Annotated in this window: 14 protein-coding genes and 1 other RNA gene; 12 read left to right on the top strand and 3 right to left on the bottom strand. The window is 34.1% G+C overall.

The window, feature by feature from the left end:
- Positions 1 to 258 precede the first annotated feature (258 nt).
- The 5 genes from MHH96_RS20780 (at position 259) to MHH96_RS20760 (ending at position 4,100) form a co-directional block, all read left to right on the top strand.
- Complete coding sequence (locus MHH96_RS20780; protein ID WP_047941359.1) at positions 259 to 957, top strand: response regulator transcription factor; 699 nt, start codon at positions 259 to 261, stop codon at positions 955 to 957.
- The gene (locus MHH96_RS20775) at positions 950 to 2,062 is read left to right on the top strand and encodes a HAMP domain-containing sensor histidine kinase (protein WP_047941358.1); all 1,113 of its coding nucleotides are present in this window, start codon (positions 950 to 952) and stop codon (positions 2,060 to 2,062) included. The genes MHH96_RS20780 and MHH96_RS20775 overlap by 8 nt, the downstream gene beginning before the upstream one ends.
- A gap of 90 nt (positions 2,063 to 2,152) precedes the next feature.
- Positions 2,153 to 3,049 carry a VanY-A/VanY-F/VanY-M family D-Ala-D-Ala carboxypeptidase gene (gene vanY / locus MHH96_RS20770; RefSeq protein ID WP_047941165.1) on the top strand — a complete coding sequence of 299 codons (897 nt, stop codon included), beginning with the start codon at positions 2,153 to 2,155 and terminating at the stop codon, positions 3,047 to 3,049.
- Positions 3,050 to 3,513: 464 nt separating this feature from the next.
- Complete coding sequence (locus MHH96_RS20765) at positions 3,514 to 3,813, top strand: DUF2089 family protein (RefSeq protein ID WP_047941164.1); 300 nt, start codon at positions 3,514 to 3,516, stop codon at positions 3,811 to 3,813.
- On the top strand, positions 3,813 to 4,100 hold the full coding sequence (locus MHH96_RS20760) for a hypothetical protein (protein ID WP_047941163.1): 288 nt from the start codon (positions 3,813 to 3,815) through the stop codon (positions 4,098 to 4,100). The genes MHH96_RS20765 and MHH96_RS20760 overlap by 1 nt, the downstream gene beginning before the upstream one ends.
- Positions 4,101 to 4,316: 216 nt before the next feature.
- On the opposite strand, the gene MHH96_RS20755 is transcribed toward MHH96_RS20760, so the two are convergent.
- Complete coding sequence (locus MHH96_RS20755) at positions 4,317 to 4,601, bottom strand: hypothetical protein (RefSeq protein ID WP_047941162.1); 285 nt, start codon at positions 4,599 to 4,601, stop codon at positions 4,317 to 4,319.
- Between the two features lie 327 nt (positions 4,602 to 4,928).
- Between MHH96_RS20755 and MHH96_RS20750 the strand changes: the two genes are divergently transcribed.
- Positions 4,929 to 5,813 (top strand): patatin-like phospholipase family protein, encoded by an 885-nt coding sequence (locus tag MHH96_RS20750; protein WP_047941161.1) that lies wholly within the window; start codon positions 4,929 to 4,931, stop codon positions 5,811 to 5,813.
- Positions 5,814 to 5,873: 60 nt separating this feature from the next.
- Here MHH96_RS20750 and MHH96_RS20745 read toward each other — a convergent pair whose 3' ends face one another.
- Together MHH96_RS20745 and MHH96_RS20740 are read right to left on the bottom strand one after the other, a co-directional pair.
- Positions 5,874 to 6,263: an SA1362 family protein gene (locus tag MHH96_RS20745; protein ID WP_236691776.1), complete on the bottom strand. Its 390-nt coding sequence runs from the start codon at positions 6,261 to 6,263 to the stop codon at positions 5,874 to 5,876.
- A 191-nt stretch (positions 6,264 to 6,454) separates the two neighbouring features.
- On the bottom strand, positions 6,455 to 7,390 hold the full coding sequence (locus tag MHH96_RS20740) for a DUF1385 domain-containing protein (RefSeq protein ID WP_047941159.1): 936 nt from the start codon (positions 7,388 to 7,390) through the stop codon (positions 6,455 to 6,457).
- A 217-nt stretch (positions 7,391 to 7,607) separates the two neighbouring features.
- On the opposite strand from MHH96_RS20740, the gene MHH96_RS20735 reads away from it, so the two are divergent.
- From MHH96_RS20735 to MHH96_RS20710, 6 genes are all read left to right on the top strand, one after another.
- Positions 7,608 to 8,138 carry a YqhR family membrane protein gene (locus tag MHH96_RS20735; RefSeq protein ID WP_047941157.1) on the top strand — a complete coding sequence of 177 codons (531 nt, stop codon included), beginning with the start codon at positions 7,608 to 7,610 and terminating at the stop codon, positions 8,136 to 8,138.
- 253 nt (positions 8,139 to 8,391) lie between these two features.
- Positions 8,392 to 9,453, top strand: a complete 1,062-nt coding sequence (locus MHH96_RS20730; protein ID WP_047941156.1) for a M24 family metallopeptidase — start codon at positions 8,392 to 8,394, stop codon at positions 9,451 to 9,453.
- A gap of 12 nt (positions 9,454 to 9,465) precedes the next feature.
- A complete protein-coding gene (gene efp / locus MHH96_RS20725; protein ID WP_047941155.1) occupies positions 9,466 to 10,023 on the top strand; it encodes an elongation factor P in 558 nt (185 codons plus the stop codon).
- Positions 10,024 to 10,097: 74 nt separating this feature from the next.
- Positions 10,098 to 10,289: non-coding RNA, 6S RNA (gene ssrS, locus MHH96_RS20720), on the top strand.
- 520 nt (positions 10,290 to 10,809) lie between these two features.
- Positions 10,810 to 13,041 (top strand): glycosyl hydrolase family 95 catalytic domain-containing protein, encoded by a 2,232-nt coding sequence (locus MHH96_RS20715; protein WP_082138259.1) that lies wholly within the window; start codon positions 10,810 to 10,812, stop codon positions 13,039 to 13,041.
- A 112-nt stretch (positions 13,042 to 13,153) separates the two neighbouring features.
- Positions 13,154 to 14,920 carry a cache domain-containing sensor histidine kinase gene (locus MHH96_RS20710; RefSeq protein WP_328282667.1) on the top strand — a complete coding sequence of 589 codons (1,767 nt, stop codon included), beginning with the start codon at positions 13,154 to 13,156 and terminating at the stop codon, positions 14,918 to 14,920.
- Positions 14,921 to 14,922: the final 2 nt, after the last annotated feature.

Here is a 14,922-nt window from a genome sequence, read left to right as displayed (position 1 = left end):
AAATGGCTGAATTGAAAACATCCCCCCAAAAAACCTCTTCTTAATATTAATGAAGAGGTTTTTTTATAGCTGAAAGTTGAGAATGAATTTATGTGATACTAAATAGGGACAGGAGAAGTTGCGTAAAAGTAGTATAACAGCTTATAGTAATGAATAGAACTCGGAGAGGATATATTGAAAAAGATATTCCTCCTAAACATTTTTGAAGCTTGGAGTTTTGCTATTAAAGCGATGAAACTTCTTAAAGGAGTGAAACAGATGAAAACTATTTCGATTTTAATTGCAGATGATGAGGAAGAGATTGCTGATCTGGTTGCAATCCATCTAGAAAAAGAAGGTTACAATTGTGTGAAAGTGCTTAATGGCCAAGATGCAATATTAGCTATCCAGACTCGGTCCATTGATTTGGTGATTTTAGACATAATGATGCCGATAATGGATGGATATGAAGTAACTCGCCTGATTCGGGAACAGTATAATATGCCTATCATTTTTTTGAGTGCAAAGACTTCTGATTTTGATAAAGTCCATGGATTAGTGATTGGAGCAGATGATTATATGACAAAGCCATTTATTCCCATTGAATTAGTGGCACGTGTGAATGCTCAATTACGACGATTTATGAAGCTGAATAATCCAATCGCAAACACTAATAAAACAATCTTGGAATTTGGTGAAATAGTCATTTCACTTGAGCAACGTACTGTGTTGCTTCATGGAGAAACGATTGAACTGACTCCGAAAGAGTTTGATATTTTACATTTGTTAGCTAGTCATCCGAAGAAAGTTTATAGTGTTGAAAATATCTTTCAAAAAGTATGGGGGGATGCATATTTTGAAGGAGCTAATACGGTGATGGTGCATATACGCACATTGAGGAAAAAGCTTGGAGAAGATAAGCGGAAAAATAAGATTATCAAAACTGTATGGGGAGTGGGGTATGCCTTCAATGGCTAAATTTATGCGCAGTTTTCGTACTAGAATAACTGCATTATTTGCTGCCAGTATGTTTCTGACAGGTATCATCACTTATTTCATTTATAAAGTGTTACAACTTTACTATCATACGATGGTTCAATATGGTGATTCACTAGTACTGCTTCGTCAATTCATCAAAAGTATTGGAGATTTTGCCTTCTTTTTTATACTATTTTTCTGCCTGTCCTTATTGTTTTTTTATATACTCACAAAGCCTTATTCAAATTATTTCAAGGATATATCCAATGGAATTCATTATCTTTCTCATGGGAACTTTAAACATAAAGTAATAATCCACTCAAATGATGAATTTGGAGATATTGGACAAGCAATTAATCGGGCTAGCGAGAAATTAGAAGAGGCCATACAAAGAGGCGACTTTTCAGAAAGTAGTAAGGAACAGTTAGTTGTAAATTTGGCTCATGATTTGCGTACTCCTTTAACTTCTATTTTAGGTTATTTAGACTTAATCCTGAAGAATGAGAAGTTGACTAAAGAACAACTAAAGCATTTTTTAACGATTGCTTATACTAAATCTCAGCGTTTAGAAAGATTGATTGATGAATTATTCGAAATTACTAGAATGAACTATGGCATGCTGCCAATTGATAAGAAGGAAATTAATATAAGTGATTTACTTCTTCAATTAAAAGAAGAGTTATATCCAATTTTTGAGAAAAATGATTTAATTGCTCGAATAAACATTAAGCCTAATTTACTTATTTGGGGAGATGGAGAGTTATTAGCTCGTGTATTTGAAAATCTTTTAACTAATGCTATTCGATATGGATATGATGGCCAGTATGTGGACATTAATGGTTTTGTTGAAGAAGATGTAGTAGTTGTTCAGGTTGTAAATTATGGAGATAGTATTCCGGCTGAAGAACACCCTTTTCTTTTTGATATGTTTTATACAGGTGATAAAGCACGAACTCAGCAAGAAAATAGCACAGGCCTTGGTTTATTCATTGCAAAGAATATTGTGGAGCAGCATAATGGCAAGATAAAAGCTGAAAGTAATTTGATACGTACTGTGTTTGAAGTACGTTTACCGCAGGAAAATGCTCCAATTGAAATTTTATAAAGAATTTAAGAAAAATTTAAACTTTACCCTACTCTTTTTTTAAAAAGTTGTCCCTATTCTATTATTTATAAGAATAAGGAGGATTTTAAAATGAAGAAGTGGGGATGTTTATTGTTATTATTAATAGGTGTGTTTTTTTTCTTTGTCTATAAAGAATCTCCTCTTTCAGATAAAATAGTGATTCAAAAAAACAGTGGATATTTAGAAAATCGTGCTAACGATGAGGGTTTACGAAAGATAAAGATTTCAAGAGAAATGGTCTTTCAAGGAAATTTGCTCTTGATTAATAATGAATTTCCGGTTCATCAAGAGAGTATAAAGTCAGATATTGTCGAGTTATTCAGGCATAAAGAATGGACACAGGGATTTGTACTGTTTGATAATGATATTAAATTGTCTAAGGAGGTACTCCATAAATTCTCAGAGATGATAGCTGCCGCTAAAAAGGAAGGGGTTGATCATTTTCTAATCAGTAGTGGCTTTCGAGACTTTGAGGAGCAAAATGTTCTGTATCATGAGATGGGGGCAGACTATGCTTTGCCGGCAGGCTATAGCGAACATAATTTAGGTTTATCACTTGATGTAGGGTCTACACAAATGAAGATGGAGGCAGCACCTGAAGGTAAATGGTTAGAGAATAACGCTTGGAGATATGGCTTTATATTACGTTATCCCAAGGATAAAACAGAAGTTACTGGAATTCAATATGAACCTTGGCACATTCGCTATGTTGGATTGCCGCATAGTGCAATTATGGCGGAAAAGGATTTAGTTTTAGAAGAATACTTAGCTTATTTAAAAGAAGAAAGAAACATTTCGATTACGCTAAATGAGAAAAAATATGATGTCTCTTATTATCCGCTCGCAAAAACTACGGATATTCATGTACCAGACAATCTTCACTATGAGCTATCAGGCAACAATATAGATGGTGTTATAGTGACAGTATTTGATGGGGAAACAAATTCTTCTCAGATGGATAGATGAGGGGATGCAAAATGTGATTAATAACGAAACGATTAATCCCAAAACTGTTTTACATGTAAAAGAAGGCTGTGAAATGTACAGCCTCTCAGACCATAGACAAACTCCTTGAAATTTGAGGTTTTGTCTATGGTCTTTTTTTATGACCTCTTCTAATAGGGTATTGATTTCCGCTACAGGGGTTCGCTTTCCATGGGGCGAGCGCCGAGCCGCTTCGTCGCATACGTGAACTGCACCCTAATTATTGGTAGAGAGAGTAATAGAAAGAAGTAGACATAAAAGGAATTCTTTTGATTTAAAGTAATAACTTCTTTCATTCTTAAATAAAATTCTAAAATTTTTAACTAAATTATCATAAAAATTAAAGTATAGATATAAAATATTTTTAATAAAATTAATATTTTATTTTACTTTATTAAAAAATATGTTAAACTAATTTTGTGATAAATAGAAAGGAGTGAGGTTGTGTGGATATAAAAGATGTGCCAAACTGGCTTTTAACCTTAGAAATTGAAGATCTAGAATTTATCAAGAAGTTTATTCTAACTTCAGGATCATTAAAAGAAATTGCCAAAATCTATGAGGTTTCCTATCCAACAGTTAGACTTAAACTTGATCGTTTAATAGATAAAATCAAAATGAATGATGTCGTGGAAAACGAAGAGTTTATTAAATTTATCAAAGGCCTGTCAATTGATGATCGTATAAGTGTGGAAGATGCAAAATTAATTATTGAAAAATATAAAAAAGAAAGGAATGAGACATAATGGATATAGATTTTTATGGCGTTTTTATTACTGCTGGTATTCTGGCTGTTCAGTTCTTCTTTTCAACTAGAAACAGTATTTACTGGGGAGCAGTTTTACCTTTACTTTATATTGGCTTTGTTACATGGATGCTGGCAACAGATCGAATCGAAAGTTTTATTGCATACATCCTTATTCTATTATTAGGAAGTTTATTTCTTCTTGCAGAATGGAGTGGCGGAAGAAAGTATCTGCACGAAAAAAGAAGAAAAGAATTAGATAAAATGAAATCACATGATATGAAATAGCGAAAGCTTAGTAAAAGTACTTCAGAAGTATGTATATTGGCCGCGAATAAATACCTAAACAATAATGTAATGGCATTTACATATTATTGTTTAGGTATTTTGATTGCAAGATTGCAATATTTAATTCTTCTTTTCATTAAATTTGCAAATGTTTATATGATTTAGTTATGATTTACATTGTCAGGACCATACATACACTACTGGGAACAACTAGTTTTAATAAAATCCATAAGGTGGATAACCATACCCATAACTGTACGGTGGATACCCATAACCATAAGGTGGATAACCGTATCCTCCATATAGAGCTGGAGCAAGTAACGCGCCTGTTGCTAACCCGCCAAGTAATCCCAGTCCAAGTCCGAACCCAGGTCTTCCAAAGCCAAAGCCAGGTCTTCCGAAGCCAAAACCAGGTCTTCCGAAACCAAAGCCAGGTCTTCCAAAACCAAAGCCAGGGCGAATTCTCCTCACATCATTTGCATCAATGTAGTGATTTTGCATAATGATTCCTCCTCTTTTCTTTTTCGCTTCTTTTAACACCTAACCTCTAAACATACTACCTCTTTTTACTATCCTGTTTGCAAGGAAAAGTGCCTAGATTTTTCTGCTTTCAAAATAGTTTATGTGTTCCTGCACTAATTTGCTTGATACAAATGCCTAACTGCATACAGCAATTTTTAGTGGAGCTAAAGAGATGCTGATAAAAGCATGAACTTTTAACTTGTCTTCTGTACTATTTTTCACTTCGTAATACTAAATTTGAGGTAGGGAGGTGTAGGGATTCCATCTATATCTTTCGCCTTAACTGCTTTTAAAAGGAGTGATTAAATGTATATAGACGGGGTATTTTCTGGCGGAGGAATTAAGGGGCTGGCATTAGTTGGCGCCTATGAGGTAGTTGAACAGCGTGGCTTTAAATTTGCTAGACTAGCAGGAACTAGTGCAGGTTCCATTGTTGCAGCCCTAATTGCTGCAGGCTATACAAGCAGAGAGATAGCCCAGCTTCTTGAAGATTTGGATTTGAATATGTTTTTGGATGAAAGAAAGTTATTTATCCCCTTTCCTCTTGCAAAATGGTTCTTTCTCTATTGGAAATTAGGTCTATATAAAGGAGAGGAATTAGAAAAATGGATAGAAGAGAAATTAGCTGCAAAAGGATTAAGAACTTTTGCGGATATTCCTCCTCAAACATTACGTTTTATCGCTTCAGATATTACAAATGGCGTATTAATGATTCTGCCAGATGATCTACCGAAATACGGCATCAATCCTCAGACATTTTCCATTGCAAAGGCTATTCGAATGAGCTGTAGTCTTCCTTATTTTTTTGAACCAGTGATAATCGGCAGTAAGGCAAATAAAAATGTGATTGTCGATGGCGGTGTATTAAGTAATTTCCCAATGTGGTTATTTGATCAAGAAAATGTATTAAAAACACGACCGATATTAGGGATAAAGTTAAGTCATAATATCATGGAGCATCCAAAACATAAAATCTCAAATGCCATTGATTTATTCGCAGCCATGTTTGAAACAATGAAAGATGCGCACGATTCGAGATATATTTCGCGAAAGCATGAGAAAAATATCATATTTGTACCAACTGAAGGTGTTTTAGCAACAGAATTTGCGCTTACGAAAGAGGATCAAGCGAAGCTCATACAACTAGGGAGAGATTGTGCCATTAAATTTTTTAAATCATGGGCTTATTAAATTGTTTCTCTTATGAGGTGTATCGCTAATGATAAGAATATTAAAAAAGGAATCGAGCCCTTATAAGGAAGCTCGATTCTTCTTTTTGCTCTTCTTGCCTTCAATAACAGTCAAATGAGCAGTACTCTTACTTCTTTTATGCTTATTGGCTTTTATGGAAGAGGTTTTTGTTAATTGTTGTTGTCCAGAAGATGATCTGTCCCTTGTCTGTAGCCTTTTTTTTGATTGCTTTGCAGCTTTTAGAAAAGCTTTTTGCTCTTTTTTTTGTGGGCTAGATGTACTGAAATGGCGATAAATGAACCATATAGCGGCACCAACAGCGACCATCACAACAATGTTTAGAAAAAATCCACTAGGATTTTTAATTAAATTTACAGATAGACCGATGAAAGCAAGGAAAATGATACTTCCAAATAAGATAAGTGAAAATCGGTTCTTCAAAAAAGCCACCTCCCTAAAAGCATGATAAGCATTTTTTCTAACTTTTAAACTATTAATAAGAAAAGTTTATTCAAAAAGGGTTAAATTGTTCACTTGAAAAAGTTTTCAGAAAAAAGATTTTTCGCATCGAAATGATATGAACCATTAAAAAAGGGGTAATCCCTTTTAAAAGATAATACCCATTGCTTCTATTTATTCAATCATTGTCTTGATAATTGTGCTTCTGTTTCTTCCTCGCGTCTTTTTAATTCATTAAAGGAAAGTATTGCTATTTCTACTTGATCATCGCTTGGTTCTTTTGTCGTTAATAATTGCAGCCATAGACCTGGCAAACCAAGATATTTTAACACAGGAACGTCTCTTAATTTATTCGTAATTTGAAGTACTTCAAATGAAATCCCGATAACTACTGGAATTAAAGCAATTCGGATTAATACTCTTTCTAACAGATTTTCTGGATAGAAGAATAGATAAAGGAATAAACCAACTATTACGGTGAAAAGGATAAAGCTCGATCCACAGCGATAATGTAATCTAGAAGCTGCTTGCACATTTTGCACAGTCAAATCTTTCCCATTTTCATATGCATTAATTACTTTGTGTTCAGCTCCATGATACTGAAATACTCGTTTTATAATGGGAGTGAGGGACACAAAGTAAATATACCCAAGTAAAAGAATTAGTTTAAACAAGCTTTCTAACAATATTTGGGCAACATGACCAGAAATAATCGGCATAAATAAAGCTGCTAAAAAAGTTGGAATAAGCGTGAAAATGAATTTTCCGAATAGAAAGGATAGGACTCCCAGAACAGCGACCCCTAAAACCATCGATAATTTAGAAGGTTCTTGTTCTTCTAATTTATAATCTTCAGAAGGATCTAAATCAAACCGATCTGTTGAAAAATTTAAATGTTTTGTTCCATTTCCGCTCGATTCAATAATGGCAATAAGCCCTCTTAAAAACGGGATTTTTTTTAATTTTGTAAGTTTATCATTATACGTTCTTGGAAGATGAAAGTAATCTACAGACTGATCTTTTCGTCTAATCGCGGTGACATAATGATGTTTTCCACCAAACATGACACCTTCTACAACAGCCTGGCCTCCGTATAATGGTTTTTGTTCACTTGACATGTATAATTACACCAACCTCTGGATAAATTAGGTGAAAACAACAAGCTTCCTATTTATAGGGAAGAATATGAAGGTTGTAAATTCCCCTATTACTATATTACTAAAAAATTCAAAAAACCACTAGCAGGACATTCTTTTCTTCCATAATTGATGTTAATCAGATATTTTGCAAGGAAAGAAAAGGAATGGGACATACTATTATTCGGAGGTGGATAGGATGGATAATCAACATGATTCACATGAAAAAGGCAGGCCAATGTCTTTTATTTCTTTAGTAATTTGGACAGGAATGTTTGGTGGAATATTCTGGACGCTTATCGGTTACATAGGATATATTTTTAATTTTACCGAATTACGCCCTAATTTTATTTTAGAACCTTGGGCGATTGGAAGCTGGAAATATGGATGGCTAGGAACGGTAATTAGCTTCATTGCCATTGGTTTTTTCTCCACTGGAGCAGCGTTTGCCTATTACCTTATCTTAAGAAAATTTAAAACCATTTACATAGGCATGGGGTATGGTATTGCCTTGTTTGTTTGTGTTTTTATTATTTTAAATCCCATTTTTCCAAGTATGGCGCCTTTTTTGGAATTAAAAAGAGATACGATCATTTCGTCGGTATGTTTGTATATTTTATATGGAGTTTTTGTTGGAACCTCAATCTCTTATGAAGAAAGTGAAATTCAGTTAAAAAAATGGAAAGACAAAAAAGCAGTTACGAATATGACAGGGAGAGAAGGGGACTAAGCCAATAGTATATTTGAAAAGGGGTAAACAGACTCTAATTTTCAGTTTCCTAAGATTGTGTTTTTGGGTCAGCTAGTTAGGGTAACTAAAATCTCTGTTTACATACAATTTCGCCTGTATTCTACCTGTATTTATGTTAAAATAATTAACATGAGTGTACTTTTTTCATCATTCAGATTTTTACCTTGTCTAGAATTGGGAAGGCTGAACCACGAGCCTCTAGGAAATGTATAAACTAAGGGAGAGGATTTTAATGGAGAAACTGAAGAGAATAAGAGAAGCGCTGACAGAGGTTGGGGCAGATGGCATTTTAATATCAAGCACTTATAATAGACGCTATGTAAGTAATTTTACAGGTTCCGCTGGAGCAGTCTTAATCAGTGGGGAAAAAGCGTTATTCATTACAGATTTTCGTTATGTAGAGCAAGCTGGTAATCAGTGTATTGGCTTTGAAATCGTGCAGCATAAAGGAGCGATTCTACAAGAGGTTGCTACTCAAGCAGAGAAATTAGGAATCAAGAAATTGGCATTCGAACAAGATTATACAACATTTACTCAGTTTAAGGAGTTAGAAACAGTAGTAAAAGGTGAATTAGTGCCTGTTTCAGGAATAATTGAAAAGTTACGCTTGATTAAGACAAATGAAGAGATTAAGATATTAAAGGAAGCTGCTAAGATTGCTGACGCTGCTTTCACCCATATTCTTGATTTCATTAAGGTCGGGAAAACAGAATTGGAAGTTTCGAATGAATTAGAGTTTTTTATGAGAAAATTAGGCGCCACTTCATCTTCCTTTGATACTATTGTTGCATCAGGAAAAAGATCTGCATTGCCGCATGGGGTAGCATCCGATAAAGTGATTGAAGCTGGTGACTTCATTACATTAGACTATGGTGCGTATTATAATGGATATGTATCTGATATTACGAGAACAATCGCTGTCGGTAACCCAGATGAGAAATTAAAAGAAATCTATGATATTGTTTTAACAGCTCAACTTAAGGGTATGAAAGGCATTAAACCAGGTATGACTGGTGTCGAAGCAGATGCACTTACTCGTGATTACATAACTGAAAAAGGATATGGAGAGTATTTTGGACATACAACAGGTCATGGAATAGGGTTAGAAGTCCATGAAGGACCGAATCTATCCTTCCGAAATAATGCTCCATTAGAACCAGGTATGGTAGTAACAGTAGAGCCAGGAATTTATATTCCAGGTCTAGGTGGAGTGCGTATTGAAGATGATACAATTATAACCGAAGATCATAATGAAGCTTTAACCCATTCAACGAAAGAATTGATTATTTTATAGGAGGATTACTGCATGATATCAGTAAACGATTTTAAAACAGGTTTAACAATTGAGGTAGACGGAGGAATTTGGCGCGTACTGGATTTCCAACACGTTAAACCTGGTAAGGGTGCAGCTTTTGTTCGTTCAAAATTAAAGAATTTACGTACAGGTGCTGTTCAAGAAAAAACTTTTAGAGCTGGGGAAAAAGTAGCGAAAGCACAAATTGATAACCGTAAAATGCAATATTTATACGCAAATGGTGACCAGCATGTATTCATGGATGTAGAATCTTATGACCAAATTGAACTTCCTGAAGCTGTTATTGAATATGAATTGAAATTCTTAAAAGAAAATATGGAAGTCCATATTATGATGTACCAATCAGAAACATTAGGGGTAGAACTGCCAAATACAGTTGAATTAGAAGTTACCGAAACAGAACCGGGTATTAAAGGAGATACTGCTTCTGGTGGTACTAAACCAGCTGTAATGGAAACAGGGCTAACGGTTCAAGTTCCTTTCTTCGTTAACCAAGGTGACCGTTTAATCATTAATACATCTGAAGCAAGTTACGTTTCACGCGCATAATTAGGCAGGAAAATCGGAAAATATACTTTATTTTCCATTTGCTTTTCTTTCCTTAATCATGTATGATAAAAACATAGAAGCTGCGTTGTACGTTATCGTATGAAGTTTCAACCTTTATCGATAATTAGGGAGTTCTATATTAAAGCAGGATCAGCAGGCCTAATGCCATTTGTCATTAGGACATATGATGAGAGCTTTTGCGAACACCCACCTGGTGGAGCAGGTTTTGAAACTCCATACATCAAAGCGGCAAATGCGGCAAAAAAGAAGGAAACCATTGGTTTCCTTCTTTTTTATTTTAATTGTTTTTTAGAAACCACTAATTTTTCTATTTTTATAACTAATATTTACAGCTATTTTTAATGGCATAATTGTTATTATTAAAATATGTAAGCGCAATCATATTTTAGAGGAATTTCATGCTCTTCCCACAAAAAAACTATCAGGTGAATTTTGCAAATGATTAATCAAGCAACTGCAGAGCGCAGTGCAATATTATTTATTCCGAAGGGAAAAAGTATTCGCGACCTATGGAGAGGGAAAATTCTATCCATATACATCTGTTGTAATCAAACATTATTTAGGTTAGGGACAAGCGTTTTATGTAGATACAATGCTAGGAATTAGGGGAAGGGAGTTTTACTTGAGCTAGTGTTAGATGGACTATAGATTTCGCAATATCGTCTACCAGAGGGTTAGAAACAATGCTGCGTAAGAAAAATGGTGAAAAGTTCATGTTCATTATAAATCATCGAAATAACTTATTTAAAAGAAAGGGGAGAGTTAATGATGACAAAATTAATTAATCGTTCCATCGCTGATCGTTGGGAAGATGGCCTATTAATTGGTAATGGAAAAATGGGGCTAGTTCTATATGGAACTCCAAGTGTCACTTATTTGGATTTTACAGTACAAGACCTATTTCTAAAAGATAATCAAATGCAAAAGCTGCCATATTTAGCTCCCCATCTAGAAGAACTTCGCTCCATTATAGATAAGCAAGGCTATAGGGAAGGAATTAGTTATTTTTATGAGAAAGCCCAAGAACAAGGCTATGAGGGTTTAACGATGAGTGATCCTTTTATACCAGCTGCTAGGTTCCTTATAGAGATTAAGCAAGATTCAATAGAAAATTATCAGCGGATCATTGATTTTCAAAATGGAATGATACAAGTAACTTATAATTCTTCAATAGGAGGCAAGGTAGAAGAAACCTTATTTGCCTCCAAAAAGGAAAATTGTATTTTTGGTAAAATTAAAAGTGAAAAACCGTTAACTGGAAGCGTTATTCCAGTTAATTGGAAAGAAATGAAAATGAAAGAGAAGATAACTGTCGCAGCGAATGATCAGTTAAAATGGGAACATAGATATCAAGATCAAACAGGCTATGATGTAATCTGGTCTATAGATTCCGCTGATGGGAGAATCATCCCTCAAAGAAATAGCCTAATGTTTCATGATTCTACCACCATCTATTTTACAATCCAATACGTCGAAAAAGACAAAGAGGAAAGACAAGTCCATTGTTATGAAAAGGCAATTATAGAACACAAAAAGTGTTTTTCTAAAAAATTTAACGCTGTCAAACTGTTATTAACGGATGAACAAGAAACTATTTATCTTGAAGAAGTTCTCTCAGAAATGCGAACTCGAAAACAAATAACACCAGTATTTATGCAGCTTTTTTATCAAGCATCACGATATGTCATTCAATCAATGGCAAATGGAATTCCAACATTGCAGGGAATATGGTCGGGAACCTTACATCCTGCTTGGAGTGGTGATTATACATTTGATACAAATGTCCAGCTGGCTATTTCATCATTAGCAAGCAGTGGCTATTTTACAGAATATCGCAGCTTTTTTGAACGATTAAAACAGTATTACCCAGATTTTAGAGAAAATGCGCAATCCTATTATGGTTGTCGTGGATTTTTGGTACCTGTACATGCCAGTACTACAGCAAAACATGTTCATTGGAATGAAGAATGGCCGCTCATTTTTTGGATATCAGGGGCCGGATGGCTCGCTTATTTTTATTATGAATATTGGCATTATACAAAAGATGCAGCTTTTATGAAACATGAATGCATCCCTTTTTATGAAGAAGTGCTGGCATTTTATTTAGACTTTGCGCAGTGTAAAGAAGGAAAACTTCGCTTGTCCCCAAGCTATTCAGCTGAAAATGGAATGGGAGACAATACAACAATGGATATTGCGATTGTTAAGAGTGTGATAAAGTACTATATTGAGGCGAAAACCCAATTGGGTGACGAAGTGGCAAAGATTTATAAACAATTATATGAACAAATTCCACCTTACCGTTTGTTAGAGGATGGTGGTATAGCGGAATGGCTAGATCCAAGTACAGTAGAGAATGACAATCATCGTCATTTTTCCAATCTGTATCCACTGTTCCAAACAAAAGAGATTAATCAAGATACACCGGAATTATGGGAATCAGCAAAAATAGCTTTTCGAAAACGAATGGATTCTTGGTTAAATAATTTGGAAGGCGATACAACGTCTTCCCATGGGAGAATGCATGCAGCAATGTGTGCGATAAGTTTAGAGCAAACAAAAGAAGTAACAGAATCATTGGAAGCACTTGTGTTGGAAAATGCATTTATGGATTCATTGGCGACTGCCCATTATCGCGATAAAAATATATTTAATGTAGATGCAAATGGTTCTTTGCCGAAAGTAATTCATGATTGCCTAATCTACCCGGAACATGATGATAGTGTCACCATCTTAAAGACGGTCCCATACTTTTTAAGCAGAGGAAAGGCTACTGGTATCTATTTACCTGATAATCTTTATGTTCAAGCATTAGAATGGGATTTAGAAAAGGGCAATGTTTCGGTCATTTTAGAAAAACGGGAAAATCGCTTTCCAAATGTGAATTTGGGTAATCATTATGATGTGAAAAAAGAGACCTCACATCAAAAACTGATAAACAAAAGTAAGTGGCAATATACTTGGACTTGTACTTTTGATACATTGGAAAAAAGATAAGTATTTGATTAGTTCTTGCGATAAGTTGTGATGTGCAGTCCAATAACGAATAAGACATGGATATCGTCTTCTCCTAAAAAATAGTGTTGTCTAAGTAAAGAGGCGATAAAAGATGCATAGTAAATTTATACCTATAAAAAAAAGATTGATGCTAATGTTCTTAAGTGTAGTTATCCCAATATTTATTGTAGGTATTTATTTAACAATAAATATAAGGCAGGATATGATCAAGTCTCGAGAAAGAGATATACTGGTTGAAACCGAAAGAGTAAGGAAGGGGTTAGAAGATAATTTCACTTCCATTATCCAAATATCAGATTGGATATATCAGGATGAAGGCTTGGAAGAGCTAGTAACAAAAAGGTATGCCAATCCTAAGGAAATGATTAAAGGGTATAATGAATTCACTTTATTTGATTATTTTCTTAGGTATCATAGTAATTTAGCCAATATTCGATTTTTTGTAGATAATAAATCATTTATGACCAATTCGAACTTCGTTTTTGCAGATGAACAAATAAAAGAGACGGAGTGGTATGAAATGGCTCTACAGGGAAAAGGAAAGATTTATTGGTACAATTTAGTAGATCCAGTAACAGAGAAACCTTTTTTGGCATTAGTCAGAAGCGTATATAACTTGGAAAATCAGTTTCTTGGTGTTCTTGCCATTTATGTAGATGAGTTATTGTTAATGGATATATTAAATTCAGCAACAATTGATAACGCATTACTATTAGACAAAAAGCTAACGAATTTTCAATATACGAACCATACACCAAAAAAATACTTAACAAAACAATTGCAAAACAAAATGAAAAATCATCCAATAAATGTTGGGGATACTTATTCCATTGAAATGAAAGACACAAAACCATTTATATTTTATGGGCAGATGTTAGATTTGCCTAAGTCCATTACGAATCATTTTCAAGTAGTGACAGTAATGAATAATCAAGAAATATTGAACGAAGTAAATAAAATAATGATAAAGAGCTATACAATTATCGGTCTTGTTATGTTACTAGTATTATTTGTTATTAAAAGATATACGAGTTCCATGGATAGAAGGATATTACAATTAAAAGATTCTATGCATAAAGTGGCAAACGGTGATTTTGATATTCCGATAACGATTGATGGCAATGATGAAATAAGAGATATCTATAATCAGCTCTATACAACAATGGAAAGCTTAAGAGAATTATTGCATAAAAATTATCAGCATCAATTACAAGAAAAAAACTGGCAGCTGCAGCAGAAGGAATCGGAATTTAAATTATTGGCGAGCCAAATTAATCCACATTTTCTTTATAATACATTAGAAATGATAAGGATGAGAGCATTAAAGAATAAGGATAAAGAAGTATCAGAAAGTGTAAAAATTTTAAGCAAACTTTTAAGAAGATCCCTTGAAAATAATCAGCAGAAATATGTGAAATTAAGTGAGGAAATTGATTTTTTACTGCTATATCTGCGAATTCAGCAGCTTCGCTTCGGAAATAGAATAAGATATGAAATTACATCAGATGTAAATACGGCACAATATCATATTCTTCCCCTTATCTTGCAGCCTATTGTTGAAAATGCATTTGTGCATGGGATTGAAGAAAAAGTAGAAAGTGGGCTTATTCTAATAAATATTGTGCAAATGGAAGAAGCTATTCATATTTTTATTCAAGATGATGGCAAAGGCATACCGAAAGAAAAATTAATCGAAATTCAACAAATATTACATAAAGAGAAAATAGGAAACCGTATTGGCTTGAATAATGTGAATGAAAGAATAAAAAGAATGTATGGAAAAAAATACGGACTAACAATAACTAGTACAGAAGGGAAGGGAACGATTGTAAAAGTTACCATCCCAATAAAAGCATAGGG

The sequence above is a fragment of the Niallia sp. FSL K6-0212 genome, assembly GCF_038007605.1.
GTDB classification, from domain to species: domain Bacteria; phylum Bacillota; class Bacilli; order Bacillales; family Cytobacillaceae; genus Niallia; species Niallia circulans.
This window is presented reverse-complemented; position numbering and strand designations above follow the sequence as displayed.